At 63.8% G+C, this 22819-nt stretch carries 22 protein-coding genes and 1 pseudogene; 6 read left to right on the top strand and 17 right to left on the bottom strand.

The window, feature by feature from the left end; genetic code table 11:
• Complete coding sequence (locus tag D6C00_RS14035) at positions 1 to 798, top strand: YciK family oxidoreductase (RefSeq protein WP_125182276.1); 798 nt, start codon at positions 1 to 3, stop codon at positions 796 to 798.
• A gap of 253 nt (positions 799 to 1051) precedes the next feature.
• Here the strand turns inward: D6C00_RS14035 and D6C00_RS14030 are convergent, their stop codons facing one another.
• Complete coding sequence (locus D6C00_RS14030; RefSeq protein ID WP_125182275.1) at positions 1052 to 2086, bottom strand: thioredoxin family protein; 1035 nt, start codon at positions 2084 to 2086, stop codon at positions 1052 to 1054.
• A gap of 450 nt (positions 2087 to 2536) precedes the next feature.
• Here D6C00_RS14030 and D6C00_RS14025 point away from each other — a divergent pair, with 450 nt between their 5' ends.
• Positions 2537 to 3478, top strand: a complete 942-nt coding sequence (locus D6C00_RS14025; protein ID WP_158675444.1) for a GGDEF domain-containing protein — start codon at positions 2537 to 2539, stop codon at positions 3476 to 3478.
• Positions 3479 to 3559: 81 nt separating this feature from the next.
• Here D6C00_RS14025 and D6C00_RS14020 read toward each other — a convergent pair whose 3' ends face one another.
• From D6C00_RS14020 to D6C00_RS13985, 8 genes and pseudogenes are all read right to left on the bottom strand, one after another.
• Positions 3560 to 4222 (bottom strand): endonuclease III domain-containing protein, encoded by a 663-nt coding sequence (locus D6C00_RS14020; protein WP_241546885.1) that lies wholly within the window; start codon positions 4220 to 4222, stop codon positions 3560 to 3562.
• Positions 4222 to 5070 carry a 23S rRNA pseudouridine(2605) synthase RluB gene (gene rluB, locus D6C00_RS14015; protein WP_125182273.1) on the bottom strand — a complete coding sequence of 283 codons (849 nt, stop codon included), beginning with the start codon at positions 5068 to 5070 and terminating at the stop codon, positions 4222 to 4224. Before rluB ends, D6C00_RS14020 begins: the two co-directional genes overlap by 1 nt.
• 130 nt (positions 5071 to 5200) lie before the next feature.
• Positions 5201 to 5965 (bottom strand): SMC-Scp complex subunit ScpB, encoded by a 765-nt coding sequence (gene scpB / locus D6C00_RS14010; protein ID WP_125182272.1) that lies wholly within the window; start codon positions 5963 to 5965, stop codon positions 5201 to 5203.
• 154 nt (positions 5966 to 6119) lie between these two features.
• A complete protein-coding gene (locus D6C00_RS14005; RefSeq protein WP_125182271.1) occupies positions 6120 to 6992 on the bottom strand; it encodes a segregation and condensation protein A in 873 nt (290 codons plus the stop codon).
• Positions 6993 to 7183: 191 nt separating this feature from the next.
• Positions 7184 to 8358: pseudogene (locus D6C00_RS14000) on the bottom strand (tryptophan--tRNA ligase).
• A gap of 58 nt (positions 8359 to 8416) precedes the next feature.
• Entirely contained in the window at positions 8417 to 9118 is a 702-nt protein-coding gene (locus D6C00_RS13995; RefSeq protein WP_206609575.1) for a site-2 protease family protein, read from the bottom strand.
• Complete coding sequence (locus D6C00_RS13990; protein WP_125182270.1) at positions 9115 to 9735, bottom strand: L-threonylcarbamoyladenylate synthase; 621 nt, start codon at positions 9733 to 9735, stop codon at positions 9115 to 9117. Before D6C00_RS13990 ends, D6C00_RS13995 begins: the two co-directional genes overlap by 4 nt.
• A 19-nt stretch (positions 9736 to 9754) precedes the next feature.
• Positions 9755 to 10600, bottom strand: coding sequence for a PHP domain-containing protein (locus D6C00_RS13985; protein ID WP_125182269.1), 846 nt, complete (start codon positions 10598 to 10600; stop codon positions 9755 to 9757).
• Between the two features lie 142 nt (positions 10601 to 10742).
• On the opposite strand from D6C00_RS13985, the gene D6C00_RS13980 reads away from it, so the two are divergent.
• From D6C00_RS13980 to D6C00_RS13965, 4 genes are read left to right on the top strand one after another with little or no spacing between them, the layout of a single operon-like run.
• Positions 10743 to 11294 carry a septation protein A gene (locus tag D6C00_RS13980; RefSeq protein ID WP_125182268.1) on the top strand — a complete coding sequence of 184 codons (552 nt, stop codon included), beginning with the start codon at positions 10743 to 10745 and terminating at the stop codon, positions 11292 to 11294.
• Positions 11294 to 11596, top strand: a complete 303-nt coding sequence (locus D6C00_RS13975; RefSeq protein ID WP_125182267.1) for a YciI family protein — start codon at positions 11294 to 11296, stop codon at positions 11594 to 11596. Before D6C00_RS13980 ends, D6C00_RS13975 begins: the two co-directional genes overlap by 1 nt.
• Entirely contained in the window at positions 11593 to 11865 is a 273-nt protein-coding gene (locus D6C00_RS13970; RefSeq protein WP_125182266.1) for a BolA family protein, read from the top strand. Before D6C00_RS13975 ends, D6C00_RS13970 begins: the two co-directional genes overlap by 4 nt.
• Positions 11866 to 11878: 13 nt before the next feature.
• The gene (locus tag D6C00_RS13965; protein WP_158675443.1) at positions 11879 to 12667 is read left to right on the top strand and encodes a peptidylprolyl isomerase; all 789 of its coding nucleotides are present in this window, start codon (positions 11879 to 11881) and stop codon (positions 12665 to 12667) included.
• On the opposite strand, the gene D6C00_RS13960 is transcribed toward D6C00_RS13965, so the two are convergent.
• The 8 genes from D6C00_RS13960 to D6C00_RS13925 form a co-directional block, all read right to left on the bottom strand.
• Positions 12668 to 15127: an EAL domain-containing protein gene (locus D6C00_RS13960; RefSeq protein WP_125182264.1), complete on the bottom strand. Its 2460-nt coding sequence runs from the start codon at positions 15125 to 15127 to the stop codon at positions 12668 to 12670.
• Between the two features lie 13 nt (positions 15128 to 15140).
• Positions 15141 to 15581, bottom strand: a complete 441-nt coding sequence (locus D6C00_RS13955) for a response regulator (RefSeq protein WP_125182263.1) — start codon at positions 15579 to 15581, stop codon at positions 15141 to 15143.
• A complete protein-coding gene (locus tag D6C00_RS13950; RefSeq protein ID WP_125182262.1) occupies positions 15578 to 17821 on the bottom strand; it encodes a sensor histidine kinase in 2244 nt (747 codons plus the stop codon). Before D6C00_RS13950 ends, D6C00_RS13955 begins: the two co-directional genes overlap by 4 nt.
• 417 nt (positions 17822 to 18238) lie before the next feature.
• The gene (locus tag D6C00_RS13945; protein WP_125182261.1) at positions 18239 to 19957 is read right to left on the bottom strand and encodes a MinD/ParA family protein; all 1719 of its coding nucleotides are present in this window, start codon (positions 19955 to 19957) and stop codon (positions 18239 to 18241) included.
• A gap of 109 nt (positions 19958 to 20066) precedes the next feature.
• A complete protein-coding gene (locus D6C00_RS16630; RefSeq protein WP_317623015.1) occupies positions 20067 to 20303 on the bottom strand; it encodes a thioredoxin family protein in 237 nt (78 codons plus the stop codon).
• Between the two features lie 146 nt (positions 20304 to 20449).
• On the bottom strand, positions 20450 to 21115 hold the full coding sequence (locus D6C00_RS13935) for an energy-coupling factor ABC transporter permease (protein WP_125182260.1): 666 nt from the start codon (positions 21113 to 21115) through the stop codon (positions 20450 to 20452).
• Between the two features lie 131 nt (positions 21116 to 21246).
• Positions 21247 to 22017, bottom strand: coding sequence for a TatD family hydrolase (locus D6C00_RS13930; RefSeq protein ID WP_125182259.1), 771 nt, complete (start codon positions 22015 to 22017; stop codon positions 21247 to 21249).
• 4 nt (positions 22018 to 22021) lie between these two features.
• The gene (locus tag D6C00_RS13925) at positions 22022 to 22279 is read right to left on the bottom strand and encodes a YcgL domain-containing protein (protein ID WP_125182258.1); all 258 of its coding nucleotides are present in this window, start codon (positions 22277 to 22279) and stop codon (positions 22022 to 22024) included.
• Positions 22280 to 22819: the final 540 nt, after the last annotated feature.

Raw genomic sequence — 22819 nt, 5'->3', positions numbered from 1 at the left:
ATGACAACGAAATCCGACCCGGACTTTTCCCTGACACTGTCCGACTGGCAGCCCGCAACCGATCTGCTGGCCGACCGTGTGGTGCTGATCACCGGGGCGGGTGAGGGCATCGGCCGCGAACTTGCGCGCCAGTGCGCCGGTCACGGGGCGACCGTCATCCTGCTGGGCAAAACCGTGCGCGAGCTGGAATCCGTCTATGACGAGATCGTGGGCGCCGGCGCCCCCGAGCCGGTGATCCATCCCATGGACCTGGCCGGTGCCCGGCCGGAGGACTACATAACACTGGCCGGGGCGCTGGACGAACAGTTCGGCCGGCTCGACGCCCTGGTGCACAACGCCGCCATGCTGGGCGCGCTCACCCCGATCACGCACTATCCCGGCGAGCGCTGGTACCAGGTGATGCAGACCAACCTGCACGCACCCTTCCTGCTCACCCAGGCCTGCCTGGGCCTGCTCAATGCGGCCGGTGACGCCCGCCTGCTGTTCGTTGCCGATGAGGTGGGCCGGCGGGCACGCGCCTACTGGGGCGCCTATGCCGCCTCCAAGGCCGGACTGGAGGCCCTGATGCAGACCCTGGCCGCGGAGCTGGAAACCAACACCGGCATCCACGTCAACAGCCTGGATCCGGGCGCGGTGCGCACCCGGCTGCGCACCCAGGCCTATCCGGGCGAGGATCCCAACCCGCTGCCGCTGCCGGCGGAGGTGATCGATGCGTTCCTGTACCTGCTGGGCCCGGACGGCCGGACCCACACCGGGCGGCAGTTCACCCGCACCCCGGAGGGGCGGTTGATCGGCTGAAGATCAAGAGCAGGTTCAAGAGCGCCACGGAAAACACGGAAAACACGGACAATATAATGCCTGTCAGCGTTTCGTTTTCTGGCGTCATTCCGGCGTATGCCGGAATCCACAATCCGCAGCGGTAGCTGGATCCCGGCATACGCCGGGATGACGATAAAGGGAAAGACTCTCCTGTCATGGCGGGCCGCAAGGCGGCAGAACAAAGACAATCAATATGTCCGTGCTTTCCGTGTATTCCGTGGCGCTCTTTTCTTTAGTCCATCAGGTCCACGTGGATGCCCTGCTCCTCCAGCCGGTCGGCGCGCTTCTGGATGAAGCGCTGCAGATTGGGCTGGTCCCGGTAGGCACGGCTGGCGACATAGTCCATGACCGACTGGATGTGGAAGGCGCGCAGGTAGGCCTCGGCGCGGAACACCTCCTCGCCGCCATCGAAGAAGACCAGGCTGGGGGCGTACTTGACGCCGAGTTCGCGTGCCCAGTTACGGGCGGTGGTCTCCTCTCCTGACGGAGTGGTCACCGGCGTATCGGCCTGCATGTCCAGCAGCACCACGTCAAAGGCCTCGATCAGTTCCCGGCTGGCCTCGCGCTCGAGGATGTCGGTATGCAACTCGTCGCAGGCCGGGCATTCCTTCTGCTCGAACATCACCAGCAGCGGCCGGTCATCACCGTGGCCGGACAGGTCGTAGGGCGGCTGCAGATAGTCCGGACTCATGTGCAGCCTGCCGCTGGCTTCAGTCGGGGCCTGGCGCGCGGCAAAATCCTGGATGCTCATGTCCTGCTCGTGGCGGCCGGCGACATAGTCGAGCGCGACCTCGAACTGGTGCGGCGGGTAATAGCCGTTCAGGCGCAGCACCCGGTTGCCCTGCTCGTCGAGAAAGATCAGCGTGGGCGTGTACATCACCTTCAGCTTTTCCGCCAGGCGTTTCTCGGTCGTCGCCTCGCCCTCCAGCGAGGTGACCTCGCGGTCGCCCCACATGTTGAGTGCCAGCACATCGAAGTTCTCGCGGGTCTTGTCCACGATCTTCTTCAGCGCGAAGTTGGTCTCCAGCAGCTTTTTGCAGTAGGGGCAGCCGTCCTGGTAGAAATAGAGAATCAGGCGCTTGTCCGCGGCGGCGGCCTCGCGTACATCCTCGGACAGATCCAGGAAGGACTGTTTGAACCAGGCCGGCTGCTCGTGATAGCCGGGATTGGTCATCCCCTCCTCGAGCCTTCCCTCCGCCGCAGCCGGGGCCAGCAGCGGCCAGCTCAGCAGCAGGAAACCCAGACCACGAACCAGATGCAGTGACATACCTGTTCCTCCCTCCCGAAAGCCTTTGGCATCTTCAGTTAAGACACCGAACGGCCGGCACAAATTCCCTCACAGGGGGCGTCAATATGCCGTCCTGCGGCAGCGTGTTTCCGACAGCCGCAAAATTCCCGACCCGGCTCAGCCGGAACCGATGTGAAATCCCGTTGTACAAGTATGGACATTGCGTGTGTAAGACATATTTATCTAATAAACATATAGTTGAATCGCATTTCTACAATCCAGCGGAAATAACGACATATTTCCGACGTCGCCGGTCCAGTCGGTCACCCAGGCCGGAAGGGGCCGGCGCCAGTAATTCGTCATTGTCATGGCACTCTTCCCTAAACCATTTTTATGTTATTGTTCCAAGAGAAATTTAAGCAGTTTCCGGTGAAATGGCACAGGATTCGCATAGGCATTCATCGTATCCAGGACACTGCAGCTCACACCATGATCACGCTCAAGTCCGAAAGCGACAACAAGGGAAGCATCACCATGGCCGCACCCGTGCAGGCGTTCGACCGCACCGAGCTGGACAGCATTTCGGACGACCACGCCCGCCTCACCCGGGTGCTGCAGACCACCCTGAGCCTGCCGCTGCTGCTCGAACTCTTTCATGCCGAGCTGGCCGAACGCCTGCCCCTGGATGGCCTGAGCTACACCAATCCGGAGCCGCCCTGCGAATACCGGCACGGCCGCCGCGCCCGGCATACCTGCAGCTATCGGCTGGCGCTGGGCGACGCCGCCCTCGGGGAACTGGTGTTTTATCGCGGACACGCCTTCTCCGGCGAGGAGGTCGCCCGGCTGGAGAACTACCTGTGCTGTCTGCTCTATCCCCTGCGTAACGCCCTGCTCTATCACGACGCCCTTGCCCAGGCCCACAAGGACCCGCTGACCGGCATCAGGAACCGCGCCGCGCTGGAGGAGAATCTGGCCAGCGAGGTTGCCCTGGCCCGCCGCCACGGCCCGGAACTGGCCCTGATCGTGTTCGACCTGGACAACTTCAAGCAGATCAACGACACCCATGGCCACCAGCGTGGCGACTGTGCCATCAAGGCAGCCGTGGAGGCCGCGCTTGGTTGTGCCCGCGACAGCGACAATCTGTATCGTTACGGCGGCGAGGAATTCGTCATGCTGCTGCGCAACACCGACGCCAGGGGTGCCTGCATGCTGGCCGAACGTATCCGCTCCAGCATCGAGAACCTCAGCATCGAATGCGACACGGCCCGGATCAGCTTCACCGTCAGCGCCGGCGTGGCCTCCCTGCGGAGCGAGGATTCCGCCGACAGCCTGTTCGACCGGGCCGATCAGGCCCTGCTCAAGGCCAAGGAGAAGGGTCGCAACCGGGTCATCTGCGCCAATTACATGCCCGAAGAGGTTGCACAGTCGTAGGCCGGGATAAGCGCAGCGTTCCCGGCACACCCCCAGGTCAATGCCGGAAACGGGACATCCGGCCTGCAGGCTCCTCACGCCTCACTCCCCCACACCCCCACACCCCCGTCGCAACCGGCAGTTGTCACACCGCGGCTTCGGTTTACAGTGATCCTTGGCATGGTTGACGATCAGGGCGTGGTATTCGTTGTAAAGCTGCACGTCCGTCGGCAGGGACGCTTCCACCGCCAGGCGCAGGGTGTCGTAGGGTTCATCGCCCGCGATCAGTCCCAGCCGCGCGAACAGACGCCGGGTATAGGCGTCGATCACGAACACCGGCCGGTTGAAGGCATAGAGCAGGATGTCGTCGGCGGTCTCCGGCCCGATGCCGTGCACCGCCAGCAGGGCCTGGCGCAGGGTGTGCGTCCGGCGCCGGCGCAGACGCGGGTAGCCGCCCTGCTCCAGATACCAGGCGCAGTAATCGCGCACCCGCCGGGTCTTGATGTTGAAATAGCCCGAGGGGCGCAGCCAGTCCGCCACCTGTTCGAACGGCGTGTCGAGCAGGCACTGCGGTTCCAGGCAGCCGGCCTGTTTGAGGTTGGCGATGGCGCGCTCGACATTGGTCCAGGCGGTGTTCTGGGTCAGGATCGCGCCGATCATTACCTCGAAGGGTGTCTCGCCCGGCCACCAGTGCTGGGGGCCGTGCTGCTGCAACAGCCGGTCGAAGACCGAGATCAGTCTGCGTTGCGGCAGCTTGAGCGGCATCAGCGGCGGCGGCGGGCGGCGGCCTTGTCCGGAGTCTTGCGGGAAGCGGCCTTGCGGGAAGCCGCCTTGCCTGGTGACGGCGGGCGCTGCACGGCGCGCGGGACATAGTCCTGCTGGTGCAGCCCCACCAGATTGAGCAGGGTGTTGATGACCGGGTTCGGCAGGTTCTCCCAGCGGCCTTCCCTGAGCCCGGGCGGCAGCGCGACCGGTCCGTAGCGCACCCGGATCAGGCGGCTGACCTGCAGCCCCTGGGATTCCCACAGCCGCCGCACCTCCCGGTTGCGGCCTTCCCTGAGCACCACGTGGTACCACTGGTTGGCGCCGCGCCCGCCGGCCTCGGTGATGGACTCGAACCGGGCCGGGCCCTCCTCCAGCTCGACCCCGCCGAGCAGGTTGTCGATCACCAGGCCGTCGACCTCGCCGAACACGCGCACGGCGTATTCGCGTTCGACCTGCTGCGAGGGGTGCATCAGCCGGTTGGCCAGTTCGCCGTCGTCGGTCAGCAGCAGCAGCCCGGAGGTGTTGAAATCCAGCCGTCCGATGGCCACCCAGCGGCCCGCCTTGAGCGCGGGCAGCCGGTCGAATACCGTGGGCCGGCCTTCCGGGTCACGGCGGGTGGTCAGTTCGCCCACGGGTTTGTGGTAGGCGATGACGCGCGGGTAGGGCCGCTGCTCGGACACCGCGACGGGCTTGCCGTCGAGTTCCACACTGTCGGCCTCGGTAACGCTCACGCCCAGCGTGGCGGGTTTGCCGTTCACGCGCAGGCGGCCGGCACGGATCCAGGCCTCGATCTCGCGGCGTGAACCGAGGCCCTGGCGGGCGAGGACTTTCTGCAGGCGTTCGGGCATGGGATCACACAGGGTTCAGGACATGGGTTTCCCCTCCCTTGACGGGAGGGGATCAAGCGGAGGGTGAAATTCGGCGAGTCCGCCGCATCCATCCCCTCCTCGTCTCCCCATCAAGGGGGAGGAAGCATGGTTAATGCAGCATCTCGGGCGGCGGTTCGGCCGGGGCCTGTTCGGTCGAATCGACCGCAGCCGCCGCTTCGGCACCGCCCTCCGCTTCCTCCTCGTCCCACGCCACCGACGCCGATGCCTGGATGTCGGTATCGTCCGGGGTGGCGGCGAGATCGATCGCGGCCGGATCGCCTTCCAGCGTCTCGATGCCGGCCGCCCCGTTCGTCTGGTCGGCGAAGTTCAGCTCGGCGTTGATGCTGTCGATGTCGCGCAGCTCGGCCAGGGTGGGCAGCTCGTCCAGGGACTTGAGATTGAAGTAATCCAGGAACTCCCGGGTGGTGCCGTACATGGCCGGACGCCCGGGGACGTCACGATGTCCCACGATCCGCACCCATTCACGCTCCTGCAGGGTCTTCATGATGTTGCTGCTGACACTCACACCGCGCACGTCCTCGATCTCGCCGCGGGTGATGGGCTGGCGGTAGGCGACCAGCGCCAGGGTCTCGAGCAGGGCGCGTGAATACTTGGGCGCGCGCTCTTCCCACAGACGCGACACCCAGGGCTCGAGCTGCTGACGCACCTGGACGCGAAAGCCGCTGGCGACCTCCTTGAGTTCCAGGCCGCGGCCGCTGTACTCCGCGTCCAGTTCATGCAGGGCCTCGCGCAGCTCACCCTTCTCCGGGCGCTCGGCCTCGCCGAACAGGCTCTGCAGCTGATCCAGCGTCAGCGGTCGTCCGGCGGCCAGCAGGGCCGCCTCGAGTATGTGTTTCAGTGACAGGTCGCTCATATCCATTGCTTCGTTATCTACTGACTGAATCTATGGAAGCTCTGAGTATCCTCTTCCCGTCATTCCCGCAAAGGCGGGAATCCATTGACCGCTGAGGTAGCTGGATCCCCGCCTGCGCGGGGATGACAAACAGAGAGGTTCCCAGAGCCACGGGTCAGGCCCCCGCATCGGCGGTGGGTTCGGGCACCTCGGCTGAGCCCTGGCCGCCGGCGGCCTTCACATAGATGGGCGCATAGGGCTCGGCCTGGATCATCTCGATCAGGGATTCCTTGAGCAGTTCCAGGATGGCGAGGAAGGTCACCACCACGCCCATGCGACCCTCTTCCACCGTGAACAGGTGGGTGAACTCGGAGAACCTGTCCGCGTTCACACTGCTCAGCACGGCCGACATGCGTTCGCGCACCGACAGGGCCTCCATCTGTACGTGATGGTGCGAGAACATGTCCGCCCGCGCCATGACCTCCTTGAAGGCCAGCAGCAGCTCGCGCAGATCGATGTCCGGCTGCTGATTGATCACCTGGCGTTCGGGCGCGACCGCCTCGGCGGGGAAGATGTCGCGCTGCAGGCGCGGCATCCCGTCGATGTCCTCGGCGGCCTTCTTGTAGCGCTCGTATTCCTGCAGCCGGCGCACCAGCTCGGCCCGCGGGTCGTCCTCGTCGGAGTCGGTCTCCACCGGTCGCGGCAGCAGCATGCGCGACTTGATCTCGGCCAGCATGGCGGCCATCACCAGGTACTCGGCCGCCACCTCGAGCCGCAGCTCCTGCATCAGCCCGATGTAGTCCATGTACTGGCGGGTGATCTCGGCCACCGGGATGTCCAGCACGTCCAGGTTCTGGCGCTTGATGAGATACAGCAGCAGGTCCAGCGGACCTTCGAAGGCCTCCAGGATGACCTCGAGCGCGTCCGGCGGAATGTACAGATCCTGCGGCAGCTCCAGCATGGCCTCACCATGGACGATGGCAAAGGGCATCTCGACCTGCTTGGGCGCCTCCGGCGCGGTTTCGGGCGGGATGTCGGTGTCGGTCATGCGCGGCGGCTCGGGGGTGGTTGTAATGGTTCGGGATTCTACCGTAATTCCGGGCCGGGATGTGACGGGTGGCTACCGTCCTGGCCTGGCCTGGCCGTCTTTGCGAGGCGCGAGAGCGCCGTGGCAATCTCCCAACGTTGCCTGCAACTTTAAGAGATTGCCGCGCTTCGCTCGCAACGACTGCGTCGTTTTTATTTATAATTCAAGCCCATTACGGAACGAACTTCCTGTAATGTCTCACGTGCCACGGCCCGCGCCTCGTCGCAGCCCTCCTCGATGATGTTGCGCACCAGATTGGGGTTGGCGGCATATTCCTCGGCCCGCTCGCGGACCGGCTCCAGTTCCTCCAGCACCTTGTCGATGACCGGCTGCTTGCAGTCCAGGCAGCCGATGCCGGCGCTGCGGCAACCGGTGTTGACCCAGTCGCGGGTGGTCTCGTCCGAGTAGACCTTGTGCAGCTCCCAGACCGGGCACTTCTCGGGATCGCCCGGATCGGTGCGCCGCACCCGGGCCGGGTCGGTGGGCATGGTACGCAGCTTGCGGGTGATCGACTCCGGGTCCTCGCGCAGGCCGATGGTGTTGTTGTAGGACTTGGACATCTTCTGCCCGTCCAGGCCCGGCATGCGCGCCGCCGGGGTGAGCAGCGGCTGCGGCTCGGGCAGGATGATGCGCCCCCCGCCTTCGAGTAACCGAACAGGCGTTCGCGGTCGCCCAGCGACAGGTTCTGCTGCTCCTCCAGCAGGGCGCGGGCAACCTCCAGGGCCTCGGCGTCGCCCTGCTCCTGGTAGCGCCGCCGGTGCTCGTTGTAGAGCCTGGCGTTCTTCTTGCCCATCTTCTTGACAGCGGCCTCGGCCTTCTCCTCGAAGCCGGGCTCACGGCCGTAGAGGTGGTTGAAGCGCCGCGCCACTTCGCGGGTGAGTTCCACGTGCGCGACCTGGTCCTCGCCCACCGGCACGCCGGTGGCCTTGTACACCAGGATGTCGGCACTCTGCAGCAGCGGGTAGCCGAGGAAGCCGTAGGTGGACAGGTCCTTCTCCTGGAGCTTTTCCTGCTGGTCCTTGTAGGTCGGCACCCGTTCCAGCCAGCCCAGCGGCGTGATCATCGACAGCAGCAGATGCAGCTCGGCATGCTCGGGAATACGTGACTGAATGAACAGCTTGGCCGCACCGGGATTGACCCCGGCGGCCAGCCAGTCGATGACCATCTCCCAGACGCTGGCGGAGATGGTCTGCGGCTCGTCGTAATGGGTGGTCAGCGCATGCCAGTCGGCGACGAAGAAGAAGCAGTCGAATTCGTGCTGCAGCCTGATCCAGTTCTTCAGCACCCCGTGATAGTGCCCCAGATGCAGCTGGCCGGTCGGGCGCATGCCGGAAAGCACGCGGCCGTTTTGCACAATGGGTGTATTCAAGACATCCTCCTAAGAGCTACTGAATCAGTATCTGTATTATTTGCCAGAAGCCCTGCGGGGCGAAACCCGACACCGGCAGCACCACGAACAGCACCAGGCTGATCAGCGGGAACAGGATCCAGCCCAGCAGCCCGGTTACCAGCAGCGCGATCAGTATCATGAAACCGTAGGGCTCGATGCGGCTGAACTGCATGGCCATCGGTCCGGGCAGAATACCGGCCAGCACGCGGCCGCCGTCCAGCGGCGGCAGCGGCAGCAGGTTCAGCACCATCAGGATGATGTTGATGTAGATGCCGGCGATGCCCATCAGCAGCAGTGGCTCGAAGAACAGATAGCCGTCCTTGAGCAAGCCCATGCTAAGCCGCGCCAGCAGCGCCCACAGAAAGGCCATGGTCAGGTTCGACAGCGGGCCGGCGGCGGCCACCACGGCCATGTCGCGCATCGGGTTGCGCAGGTTGTTGAAGCTGACCGGGACCGGTTTGGCCCAGCCGAACACGAAACTGCCGGGCAGCAGCAGCATGATCGCAGGGACCAGTATGGTACCCAGCGGATCGATGTGCTTGACCGGGTTCAGGGTCAGGCGGCCGAGCATGTAGGCGGTGGTATCACCGTAATAGCGGGCCACAAAACCGTGCGAAACCTCATGCACCGTGATGGCGAGCAGCACCGGCACTACCCACACCGCCAGCTGCTGGATCAGGCTGAGCTGCGAGATCATGCCAGCGCCTCGATCTCGCCCTGGCCCTGGCGCAGGATCTCGGGCACTGCGGCCGTCATGTCCACCACCGTGGTGGGCTCCGGGCTGCAGGCGCCGGCAGCGATCACGGCACCCAGCTCGTGTTCCAGTCGCTCACGGATCTCCTCGGGGTCGTTCAGCGGCAGGGTTTCGCCCGGCAGGATCAGGGTGGAGCTCATCAGGGGTTCGCCCAGCTCATCGAGCAGCGCCTGGGTGACCCGGTGATCGGGCACCCGGATGCCGATGGTCTTGCGCCTGGCGTGCTGCAGCCGGCGCGGCACCTCGTTGGTGGCCTGGAAGATGAAGGTATAAGGCCCCGGCGTGTAGGTCTTGAGCAGCCGGAAGGCAGTGTTGTCCACCCTGGCATAGGTGGCGATTTCGGACAGATCGCGGCAGACCAGAGTGAAATTGTGTTTGTCGTCCAGGCGGCGGATGCGGCGGATACGTTCCATCGCCGCCTTGTCGCCGACCAGGCAGCCCAGGGCATAGCTCGAGTCCGTCGGATAGGCGATCACCTCACCGGCACGCAGCAACTCCACCGCGCGCCGGACCAGGCGCGGCTGGGGATTATCGGGATGGATGTCGAAGAACTGGCTCATGACGCGTATGGCTTCCGGTTCAGGCGGCGTGCCGCGGCCAGTCCTGCCAGACGGGGATCAGCCCCGCGGGCAGCTCCGGCAGCCGGCCCAGCTCGATCCAGGCGTTTTCGGGACCGTGGTAATCCGAGCCGCGCGAGGCCAGCAGTCCGCACTGGCGGGCCAGACTGGCCATGTTGTGCATGTCCTGCTGCGAATGGCTGCCCGAGACGACTTCCAGGCCCTCACCACCGCACTCCCGGAACTCGCCGATCAGGCGCCGCAGCTTGCTGTTGGTCAGGCGGTACCGCGCCGGATGGGCGATCACGGCCTGGCCCCCGGCCGCGCGAATCCAGCCTACTGCCTCCTCCAGCCCGGCCCACTGGCCGGTCACGTGGCCGGGCTTGTTCCTGACCAGGTACTTCCTGAACACCGCACGCACATCCTTCGCCCGGCCGGTCTCCACCAGGTAGTGGGCGAAATGGGTGCGGCTGATCAGCACCCCGTGGGCGTGGCGGCGCGCCCCCGCGGTAGCGCCCTCGATGCCGGCCTTCGCCAGCTGGCGGCCGATCTCCTCGGCGCGCCAGACGCGGAATTCCTGCAGTCGCGCCAGCCCGGCGCGCAGGTCGGGGGCGTCAGGATCGACGTTCAGCGCCACCACGTGAATGGTCTGGCGATTCCAGGTCACAGAGACCTCCACGCCCGGAATCAACCGGATGCCGGCGGCATGGGCCGCCGTGCGAGCCTCCTCGATGCCGCTCAGGGTGTCGTGGTCGGTCAGGGCCAGTACCTCGACGCCGGCGGCGGCCGCACGCCCCACCAGCTCGGTCGGCGTCAGGGTGCCGTCGGACTGACGGGAATGGGTATGCAGGTCATAGTGCGTGAACATCCGGCCATTTTACCTGAATCGTCCGGCACATGCCGCGTCAGCCGCGGTCGCGGCGCGGGCTACCGCCGCGCCGGGCAAATCGGTTAACATGACCGGCCCCGGCAATCACGCCCGCAAGGCCGCACCGGCCAGGTCCGACACGATGAAATTCATATTCGACTTCATGCCCATCCTGCTGTTTTTCGTCGCCTACAAGGTGTATGACATCTATGTGGCGACGGCCGTGGCCATTGTCGCCACCCTGGTCATGGTGGCGGTATTCTGGCTCCGGCACCGCCGGGTGGAGAAAATGCACCTGATCACCCTGGCCATCATCGGCGTGTTCGGCGGGGCGACCCTGGCCCTGCAGGACCCGACCTTCATCATGTGGAAACCCACGATCGCCTACTGGTTATTTGCCCTGGTGTTTCTCGGCAGCCAGTATATCGGCGGCCGCTCCATCACCGAACGCATGATGGGCCACGCAATAACCGCGCCGGCGCGGGTCTGGACCGGACTCAACCTGTCGTGGGTGGTCTTCTTCGTCGTGATGGGCATTCTGAATCTGTACGTGGCCTACAATTTCGCCGAGGACACCTGGGTGAACTTCAAGCTGTTCGGGCTCATGTCCCTGTCGCTGATCTTCATCCTGGGCCAGGGCATCATCATCGCCCGCTACGCCTCCAACGAAGACAAGGGCGAGGAGGAATCCTGATGCTGTACGCCATCATCAGCCAGGACGTCGAGGACAGCCTGGAACTGCGCCAGGCCAACCGCCCGGCCCACCTGGAGCGTCTGGAACAGCTCCAGGCCGAAGGCCGGCTGCTGCTTGCCGGTCCCTACCCGGGCGCGGATACCGAAGAGCCCGGCCCGGCCGGTTTCACCGGCAGCCTGGTGGTGGCCGAGTTCGATTCACTGGAGGCGGCCGAGGCCTGGGCCCATGCCGACCCCTACCAGACCGGGGGGGTCTACGCGCAGGTCACCGTCAAACCATTCAAGAAGGTGTTTCCCAAATGACTGCAGAACGCGTCGCCATGATCCGCGAACGCCTGACCGAGGCGTTGCAGCCCGAAGATCTCGACATTCAGGACGATTCGGCCAAACATGCCGGTCACGAAGGCGCCAAGGGCGGCGGTGGCCATTTCAACGTCCGCATCGTCAGCCCGGCCTTTGCCGGCAGGAACCTGCTGGAACGCCACCGCATGGTCTATGATGCCCTGGGCGATGCCATGCACAGTGATATCCACGCCCTCAGCATCCAGGCCAAGACCCCGGAAGAACTATAAAAGGAACTCAATGATGAAAAACCGCCTCACTGCCCTGCTGTTCGCCATCGCCCTGCCCCTGACGCCGGCGCTGGCCGCCGATGACGCCGACGTGGTCGCCCGCGTCAACGGCGAACCCGTCAACCAGGCCATGCTCGATTTCTATCGGACCCAGAAACAGCGCCAGCTCGGCGGCCAGGAGCCCGACGCCGATAACCTGCTCAAGGAGGTCATCGATATCGAGCTGATGATTCAGGACGCACACAGGCAGGGACTGGACGACCATCCCGAACTGGAACAGCAGATCAAGTTCTACCGCCAGAACCTGATGGTCAATCTGGCCGCCCGTCAGTACCTGCAGCGCCACCCCATTACCGAGGACGATATCCAGGCCGCCTACAAGGAACTGGCCGCGAGCCAGTCCGGCAGCGAGTACCACGCCCGTCATATCCTCGTGGATACCGAGGCCAAGGCCGGGGAACTGATCGCGCAGCTCGACGAGGGCGCCGACTTCGCCGAACTGGCCAAGGCCGAATCCACCGGCCCCACCGGCCCTCGCGGCGGTGACCTGGGCTGGTTCTCTCCCGACCGCATGGTCAAGGAGTTCTCCGAGGCCGTGCAGGAGATGGACAAGGGCGAGTATTCCAGCGAGCCGGTCAAGACCCAGTTCGGCTGGCACGTGATCAAGCTGGAGGACACCCGCCAGGCCCAGGCACCGGCCCTGGAGGAGGTGCGGGAGCAGATCGTCAACCGGCTGCGCAACCAGCGGCTGAACGACTACATGGCCGAGCTGCGCAAGGACGCGAAGATCGAAATGAAGTGACTAGTGCCGTGATATGTCCCGCAGGAACTCGATCAGGGCCGGCAGCGGCATCGGCCGGCCCAGGGCGTAACCCTGGATGAGATCGCACTGGTGGGCCTGGAGGAACTCCCGTTGCACGGCTGTTTCAACGCCCTCCGCGATCACCTCCAGGCCCAGTTTCCGCCCGAGATAGATGCTTGCCTCCACGATCGCCGCATTGCCCTGATCCCCGGGCAGGCCCTCGACGAAGGTGCGGTCGATTTTCAGGGCATCAAGCGGAAAGCGTTTGAGGTAGGCCATCGAGGAATAACCGGTACCGAAATCGTCCACGGCCAGGCGCACGCCCAGCCGGTCCAGCTCACTCAGCGTCGATCCTGTCATGCTTACCTCCTGCATGACGATCTCTTCCGTAATCTCCAGCTCCAGACAACCCGCGGGGATCCGCTGCCTGCCCAGCACCCTGCGTACGGAATCCACGAAACCGGGATCGTTGAACTGCCGGGGTGAAACATTCACCGCCACCCGCATCACCGAACCCAGCTGTCCAATCAGCCTGGCGCAGTCAGCGCAGGCTCGCCGCAGCACCCAGTCGCCCGCCACATTGATCAATCCGCTTTCCTCGAGTATCGGAATGAAGTCCGATGGCGGCACCAGGCCCTTTTCCGGATGCTGCCAGCGCAACAGGGCCTCCACGGCAACGATCCTGCCGCTGCCGAGATCCATCTGCGGCTGGTAGTACAGGACCAGTTCCTCGCGCTGCAATGCCCGGCGCAGGTCGGTTTCCAGGCTGAGCAGCTCCTGTCCGCGCGCATTCATGCCGGCGGCATAGAACTGGTACTCTCCCTTGCCCATCGCCTTGGCGCGGTACATGGCGGTATCGGCGTTCTGCAGCAGGATATCGTGACTGTCGCCGTCATTGGGGTATACCGCTATGCCGGCGCTGAAGCCCACGAACAGCTCCTGGGTGCCAACCAGGATCGGACTATCGAAGGTGGCCCGCAGCTTGTGGATGATGGTAAGGATGTTATCAATGTCCCTGACGTCGCTCATAACGATGGCGAACTCGTCTCCGCCCAGGCGGGCGACGGTATCGTTCGGCCTGAGGCAGTTGCCCAGCCGCCAGGCCACGCGCTGCAGCAGCGCATCCCCGGCCTGGTGGCCGAGGCTGTCGTTGACCCGCTTGAAGTTATCCAGATCCAGGAACAGAACCGCGGCCCGGGTCGAGTGGCGCTGAGCCCGGTCCATTTCCATCTGCAGCCGGTGCATCAGCAGCACCCGATTCGGCAGGCCGGTCAACATGTCGTGGCTCGCCTGGTACTGGAGCTGGGACTCGAACCGCTTGCGCTCGGTGATATCACGGGCGATGGTCGAATAGAATTCGACCTTGGCGTCGGCACCGGTGTGCGCCAGGATCACCTGCGAGACCGGGATCACTTTCCCTTCGCGGGAGCAGAGTTCGATCTCGCTTTCCCACAGTCCCTTGCGCCGGGCGGTAGCCAGGGCCTCCTGCAGACGGACCCGCGCCGTTTCGTCGTGGCACAGATCATCAAGATCCGCTCCGTCCCAGTCCGCTGGCTGCGGTCCCAGCCCCAGCATCTCGCACCCGGCCCGGTTGACGTACAGCAGTCTGCCGCATTCATCGGCAATTGCCACGAAGTCCGGCGTGGCCTCGATAATGGCGTTCATCCGCTCGCGTTCAGCCCGCTCGCGAACCTGAGCGGTAACATCACGGCCGATGGAGACGAAATGACTGATTTCGCCCTGCGCATCGAGCAGCGGCATGATCGCCTTTTCCTCATAGAATTCCTGGCCATCCTTGCGCCGGTTGATGAAGGTGTCACGAAACACCTGGCCCTTGTGCAGGGTCTGCCACATGCGGCGAAAGAAGGCCTTGCCATGCCGTCCCGAATTGAGCAGCGCCGGATCACGCCCGCTTACTTCCCGCCCGCTGAATCCGGTAATGCGCTCGAACGCCGGATTGACGTATTCGATCTGCCCGCTGCTGTCGGTAATGAAGACACCGTCGACGGCATTTTCCACCACCATTGAAAGCTTGCGCAGCTTATCCTCCACCTGCCGCTGCCGACGCCGGAGTTCGGCCTCGGCCAGTTCGCGCTGCACCACCGGCACCAGGCGCTTGAGGTTGGATTTCATCACATAGTCCTGGGCCCCGGCCTTCATCGCCGCCACGGCGGTCTCCTCGCCGATATTGCCCGAGACGAAAATGAAAGGGACATCCTGGTCGTACTGCCGCAACAGGCTCAGCGCCTTGTCACCACTGAAATGCGGCATGGCATAATCCGAAAACACGATATCCCACCTGTCCTCAGTGACCGCGCGACGCAGCGCGTCACTGGTCTCGACCCGCTGCCAGCCAACCCGATAGCCGCCGGACTCCAGGTGACTGATCAGCAGCAGGGCATCGTCTTCGGAATCCTCGACGATCAGGGCACTGAGATGTGCGTCGCTCTCGTCAATCATGGTTGCTCCCGAATCAGGCATGGGGGGACTCGTTCAACAACAGCCAGTACAGCCCCAGCTGTCCGGCCGCCTCAACGAAGGCATTGAAGTCGACCGGTTTGCGCACATAGCTGTTCGCTCCCAGGCTATACCCCTGAAGCCGGTCCTCCTCCTCCGTGGACGAGGTCAGCAGCACCACTGGCAGCAGCCTGGTACGAGGGTGTTCACGAATTCGCCGCAGCACTTCCAGGCCATTGATTCTGGGCAGGTTGAGATCAAGCAGCACCACGGCCGGCAGTTCGCCCGCCGGCATCTGTTCCTGACCCTCCTTGTCCACGCACAGGTATTCCAGGGCCTGAACCCCATCGCGGGCGACCACCACGGTATTGCCCAGGTTGTTCTTTCGCAGCGCGTGCAGTGTCAGCGCCTCGTCGTCCGGGTTGTCTTCCACCAGCAGAATGGTCCTGTTCGTCATGCCATCTCCCGGCCCAGTGTGAAATAAAAGCTTGCCCCTTCCCCCGGCTCGCCGCGCGCCCATATCCGGCCGCCGTGTTTGTGTATCACGCGCTGCACCGTCGCCAGGCCGATCCCGGTACCGGGAAACTCGGAAGCATCATGCAGCCGCTGAAAGGCACCGAACATCCTGTCTGCATAGGCCATATCGAATCCGGCCCCGTTGTCCTGGATGTAATACACCGTCTCCTCCTGCTGACGCTCCATGCCGAACAGGATCCGGGCATCGCCCTTGTCGCGGGTGAACTTCCATGCATTGGCCAGGAGGTTATCCAGCACGATCCGCAGCAGCCGACTGTCGCCGCGGACCTGTATATCCTCCTGGATCAGTGCCTCCACCCGGCGCTCCGGCTCCTGCTGTTCCAGCTCGCGCAGGGCATCAGCGGCCATGGCACTGAGATCGACATCCTGAAAACGTATTTCCGCCCGCGCGATCCGGGACAGGTTGAGCAGATCGTCGATGAGCTGCCCCATCTTCTGGGCGGCCCTGCGTACCCGCTGCAGATAATCCCTTCCCCGCTGATCGAGTTCATCGGCATATTCCTGCGACAGGATCTCGCTGAAACCGTCAATCGCCCGCAACGGTGCCCTGAGATCATGCGAGACGGAATAGCTGAAGGCCTCCAGCTCGCGGTTGATACGCTCCAGCTCGTTGTTCTGCTCCACCAGCTGCGTGTTGAGTTCGCGGATATGCCGCTCGGCCTCGCGCTCGGCGGTGACGTCACGGATGTCGCTTATGACACGGAGCTTGTTATCGACCTGTATCGGACTGAGACTGATCGAGACAGGGAACTCGCTGCCGTCCTTGCGTAGCCCGTAGAGCACCCTGCCTTCGCCCATCGGCCGCGCCTTCGGCTCTTGCGCATAATCGCCCCTCAGCTGCACATGGTGACCCGCATAACGCTGCGGAATGAGCTTTTCGACGGGCTGACCGATCAGTTCGGCACGGCTGTAACCGAACAGGGCCTCGGCCTGGGCGTTGGCGATCTCGATGTGGCCGCTCTCATTCACCACCACGATGGCATCCGGTGCGGACTCCACCAGACCACGCCAGGCCGACTCGCTGGAAAGCAGCGCTGATTCGGCCTGTCTGCGCTTGTGTACGTAGTAGGTGATGGCCCAGGCGACGATGGCGGTGAACAGTGACAACAGGAAGAAAGCGACCACCAGACTGTAGACCGGTCCCTGCATCCGGTTTGCCAGTATTTCCGACGGCGCATGGGAGACAACCACCCAGCGCTCCCCGGCCTTGAAATCAATCCCCTCGTACTCGTGCATCAGACCGGTGGGCGAGAGCACAGCGTAGGTAAAAAGACCATCGTCGGTGTTCAGGGTACCGCGGCTGGAGCTGTCCATGATCGCCCGCCAGATCTGCGGATAATCCGCCTTGAAATGCAGCTGTTCGCGATCATCGAACATGAACCCCCATTCCTGCTCCGACCTGGCCCCGAACAGCCAGTAGCCCTGCTCGTTCAGCAGCCACAGATGGCTGGAAGTCTGGGAGGCAATTTCACGTATCCGCTCTATCAGCCGCCGGCCGTTATAATTCAGAACGAGAACACCGCGCTTGACGTCTGCCTCGTCATGGATCGAGGTTGCGAAGCGGATGACCGGCTTCATCGGCTTCACGATCTCACCCCTCTCGAGATTCAGATCGAAGGGCGAGATATAGATTTCGCCCGGCCCGAGTTCCAGACTTTCCTTGATATAGTAGCGGTTGGACTTGTCCTGCAGGGCATCCTCACCGACCACGGTCGGCTGCCCGTCAATCCAGTTCACCCGCACGAACTCCTGGCCCCATGCATCGATGAACCTGACATTGTCGTAGCGTCCGCTGCTTTTCAGAAAGGCAACATAGTCGGAGGTGATCCGCTCGTGGTTATGCGGTGTCGGGGAATGCAGCCATTGTTTCAGAACGCTCTGCCTGGAAAGCAGGACCAGATCAGCGCCGGCTTGCGCCAGCTCTGCGCGGATGGACTGGACTGCCAGCTCCACCGCCTGGCTTTCCTCGATCAGGCTCAGTGACTGCAGATGCTTGAGCTGGACCCAGTACAGCAGCCACAACACGCCGGCCACGATCAGCGACAGCAGCAGCCAGAGCAGGACGAATCGCGGCAGTAGACCGAGGCTGCGTGTTGCGATGCCAGTGCTCGTGTCGAGCCGGTTTTCGGCCACTGCTGTACTGGCTGGAAAGTCGGACATAAACCGCCCTGGGAGGTTGAGGCGCGTTATTGCTTATGATTTTAGTCAAGAATACTACCGCGTCAGTTTTCTCGCACTGTGATCTGGCCCACAACTCTGTAGTCTGACGGACGAATACCTACAAGCTGTGAGGGCGAGCGCCTGTTGCAGGCATTCCATTTCCACCTGGTCCAGGCCAGGTAACCAGAGTGAATCAGTCAGGGGCTGGGAAGGAGAAAAGAAGGAAGGAATTACACAACGATCGAAATACTGGCTACAACACCCAAGGCACCGTCATTCCCGTACCGGCCTGCGCCGGCACGGGAATGACGCTGTGCAACCGTAGTCATGTTTTCTGACATCTGAGTAAACAGACAGCTGCTTCGGAACCGGCCCGGCGATCACCCACACCGCATACGGTTTCGCCGCAAGGAAAACTCAGTCTCCGGCGCCATTGACCTTGCTACCATTATCCAGCTTGCGCGAAACCTCTGTCCGCATCACCGCACAGAACAACGGCGAGCGGCCAAAGCGTTTCAGCCGATAGACATCCATGTCCGCATCGCTGAGTTCCGCTTCGCGTACCAGCCGGTCACGGTGGTGCTCCGCCAGCCGCGGCCAGACGCTCCCCGACACGGCTGTCCTGGCCAGACGGGCGGGCTGCGGCGGTACAGGCTGTTCCATCGTCTGCATTCCGTCCTCCATCACGGCCTGGCCCGCCATGACATAGATTTCGAGCCGGGCCAGCACCGCGTCGGAGGCATCCAGCTTGATGCAACCGTCACGGTCACTCGTCAACCACAGATGCTGGCTGGAGGTCAGCTCCCGGACATCACAGCCGTCGATTTCACAGATCTCCAGTACGTCGCTGACGAACTGGCGCGGCTGCTCGACCGCTTCCAGGGCAAGCGCAATGCAGGTGTAACGGCCGGGGACCAGATGCAGGCTGTTGTCTTCCTCCAGTTCCCTGCTGGCGGTATCGACCGTCACCCTGCCCCCGGCCTGCTCCTGTGCCCGCAGCAGCAGCCGCCCGGTGATGCGGCGCAGCTGCAGACTGTCGATCGGCGTGGGCCGGCGGCCCTGACGCAGACTGCGGGCATGGCGCGCGCCGCGCGGGAGCCGTATCACCCCTTCGCGGCGCTCCGGCCCGGCCTCCTCGTCTGCCGCCGGGACGGACTGCGCAGGGCTTGCCCCGGGGGCTGACCGGGCGGTATCGAACTGTGTGCTCAAAGCCTGCACCTGGCTGGACAGTTCCTCCAGCCGGGCGGTGAGTTGATGGATCAGCTCCGGCCCGGGATAGACCTCTGCGGACGGCTCGGCGGCCACCGGTGCCGCCACGGTCTGAGCCGTCTCCGCCCCGGTTTCGGCCAGCCGCTCCAGATAGCCCTGCCAGAAGTGTTCGATCCCGTCGCCCGCGGGTGCCGTGGAGGACAGCAGGCGCTCGGCAAGGGCGGCCAGCCGCCGGGCCGCGGGCGCGTCCGGCGCACTCACCAGGAAGGGGCGCTGCTGGCGGATCGCCTCGCCGACCCGGCTGTCGAAGGGCACCACGCCCTGCAACGGCAGGGAACGCTGCAGATAGACCCGGGCCACCTCGCGGAAACGTTCGAAGGTATGCTCGGCCAGGGCATTGGTACGGGCATTGTTGACGATCACGCTCAACTGGCCTTTGAAGCCGTCGCGGTAGAGCAGCTTGACCATGCCGTAGGCATCGGTCAGCGAGGTGGGCTCGGGGGTGATGACCAGACAGACCTCGGGCGAGGCCAGGATGATGGACATCACGCCGCGGCCGATCCCCGAGGAGGTGTCGAACAGTACCAGGTCGTAGTCCTTGAGTACCTCGAACTGGGACTGCAGCGGCTGCAGCCGGTCCGGCGGCAGATTGGCCATGACGTCCACGCCCGAGCTGCCCGGGACCACGTCCACGCCGAATTCGGTGGACAGCAGGATGTCGCGCAGGGCGCAGCGGCCCTCGATGACATCCACCAGGGTGCGTTCGGGCTGGAGCTTGAGCAGGATATCGACGTTGGCCAGGCCCAGGTCGGCATCGAACAGGCAGACCTTCAGACCGCGGCGGGCGGCCTCGACGGCGAGGTTGACGGCGATGAAGGTCTTGCCCACGCCGCCCTTGCCGCTGCTGATTGTGATGACCCGGGTCATGGGCGAATTTTATTCTTGTTGCTGCCTGGTAAAACCCCGTCCCGACAGGACGGAACACATGCCGGGCATGGTATCAGCCCGCCCCGTCCAGGCCAACTGACAAAAAATCTTACACTTTCAGCAATTCGCTATGCTGTTGAATGAATTCGCGGATGAAGTGCTGCGGCCGCGCACTGCTGAACCGGGCCTGTTCCGCGCCGCGCTCGAACAGGATCAGGGTGGGGAAACCGCGCACCCGGTAGTGTCCGGCCAGTTTCATGTTCTCGCCCTCGTCCACCTCCACCTTGGCCAGCCAGACCGCACCACCGAACCCGGCGATCACCCGCTCCAGTACCGGCGCGATCACCAGGCAGGGGCGAACACCATTCGGCCCACAGATCGACCAGGATGGGACGCTCGTGCGAGGGGCCGAGCACCCGCGCCTCGAAGTCCTCGTAGTCGACATTGAAGATGGGCGTATCCCGCCGCTTGTCATGCATCTGTTCCGGCCCCCTATTTGCCGTCGATGTAGAGCCGGTCGTCAAAGGAACAGACCCAGGCCGGGCGCAGTGCGACCAGCATGGTCATGAGCATGCCGCTCATCAGCGCCTCGGAGAAGAAGATCAGCGGGAAGTAGGCCAGGTACTGATGACCCAGCCAGCCGAAGTCGTGCAGACCCAGCCCCCACAGCAGCAGGGTGCCGCTGAGCGCGGCCAGCACGATGGACAGGCCGCCGGCGAGAAAGCCATTGATATAGACATAGATGAAGAAGTTGTGCGGCAGCCGGCGCCGCGCCAGGTCCAGCAGCAGCTGGGTGAACATGATGGGCAGCAGCCCCATGAGCAGGACGTTCAGCGCCAGGGTCTCGAGGCCGGCATTGCCGTTGAGCGTGGTGCCCAGCGCGACCAGCGACACCCCGATGAAGGCATAGGCCCAGCCGACCATCAGGGTCAGCACGGTCACGCCCAGCAGGTGGAAGTTCAGCGCCGGATGGATACCGGCCTTGATGCTCCACAGCAGAAGCATGGCCACGCAGGCGGCGAAATAGACATGGGTGAACTGGTTGTCGCCCAGCCGCTGACGCGGCAGCACATACAGGGCCAGCGCCAGGGCCGGCAGATAGATCAGTGCGCTCAGCCACAGCAGCCAGTCGGGCAGGAGTTGGGCGGGAAAATCCATGGTCGCGGATCGGCACTCTCGACTTCGTCATTGCTGGGCGCGCAGCGCCGCGGCCATCACCAACCGCAGATGCCGCTTCACGAGATTGCCGCGCTGCGCTCGCAATGACGGCAATGAAATACACATGAAAATTATAGCTCAACCAGCCCCAGCGCCGCACGGGCATTGGCGCTGGTGGCGCGGGCGGCTTCTTCCGGGGCGATGCCGCGCACCCCGGCCAGGGCGGCCAGGCAGTCGGGCAGGTATTCCGGGCTGTTGCGTTCGCCCTGATGGGCGGCGACGGTCAGATCCGGTGCATCCGTCTCCAGCACCAGGGATTCCAGTGGCAGGGCCGCGGCCAGCTCGCGCAGTTTGCGTGAACGCTCGAAGGTGAGCATGCCGCCGAAACCGAAACGGAATCCCAGATCCAGGTACTGCTGCGCCTGCTGCAGACTGCCGTTGAAGGCATGGGCGATGCCGCCCCGCACCCGGATGCGCTTCAATGCCTGCAGCACCTGATCGTGGGCCTTGCGCACATGCAGGATCACCGGCAGGTCGGCGTCGCGGGCGATGACGAGCTGGGCCTCGAACAGCCGCTGCTGGCGCTCGCGGTCCAGGTCGCGCAGGTAAAAATCCAGCCCGATCTCGCCCACGGCCACCGGCCGGGTTTCGGCGAGCAGCTGTTCCAGCCGCTCGAGGTCGGCGTCGCTGTGACGTTCCAGATACACCGGATGCAGGCCCAGACCGTAATGCACGCCAGGGCTGCTCTGCGCCAGTTCGATGAGCCGCGGCCATTCATCGGCATGGATGCCGGGATTGACGATGGTGGTCACGCCGGCCGCCTGCGCGCGCCTGAGCACGGCTTCCCGATCGGGATCGAACTCCGGCACATCGAGGTGGCAGTGGGTGTCGATGAGCTCCATGACCTCAGATGCCTGGAAATTCGGCCCTGTCTTTATCAGGCGGCATCTGCAGATAGAAACCCTGACTGCGCAGGTGCTCACGCACCTGATCGGGATCGGCACGCGCCAGGGTGCGCCCGGGATGCAGCTCCAGGGTCATGACCAGCTCCAGGTTACCGAGCAGCTGCAGCAGCGAATCGGGCACGCGCGAGAAGTCGTCCTCGCATTCGACATAGAGATAGGTATCGGTCTTCCGATCACCCTTGTAGATGGCGCATTGCATGAGACTGCAGTTCCGGCTGTGAGGATGACCGGATTATAACCCGGCGCGGCATCCGGGCCGAAACCCGTCCCACCTGAGAAAACGCACCCGCATTTGGTTGCCGGGCGTGTGCATCTGCATGCTGGCCGCCGTCTCCTGTAGTACCTCCGGGCAGGACGGCATGGCCGCGGTCACCCCATCCCACCACTGCATTGCATGATGCCGAAACAGGGCATAGCCCACACTCATCATTTGCGACGCAAGCTGATACCGAATGGATTTGGGGCACAGAAAAACAGGGCCGCATTGCGCGGCCCTTGAACTGTTGCAGGTGATGTATGGCGTCCCCAAGGGGAGTCGAACCCCTGTCGCCGCCGTGAAAGGGGGAAAATTTTGTTTCTGTCCGTTTCGCGGTGTTTTGTTTTTCCCTTTCCTATTCAGCACCTTATTATCTAACAGTTTCTTGTTGTCTCTCTGCGTCTTGTCAGGTATGTTACCCGGAATTACCCGGAAAATGGCTGTCGCCGCCGTGAAAAATGACTCCGACTAGCTTCCGGGTAA

Source organism: Thiohalobacter thiocyanaticus (assembly GCF_003932505.1).
Taxonomy (GTDB): domain Bacteria; phylum Pseudomonadota; class Gammaproteobacteria; order Thiohalobacterales; family Thiohalobacteraceae; genus Thiohalobacter; species Thiohalobacter thiocyanaticus.
Note: the sequence above shows the minus strand (reverse complement) of the source record. Positions and strands in the feature narration are given on the sequence as shown.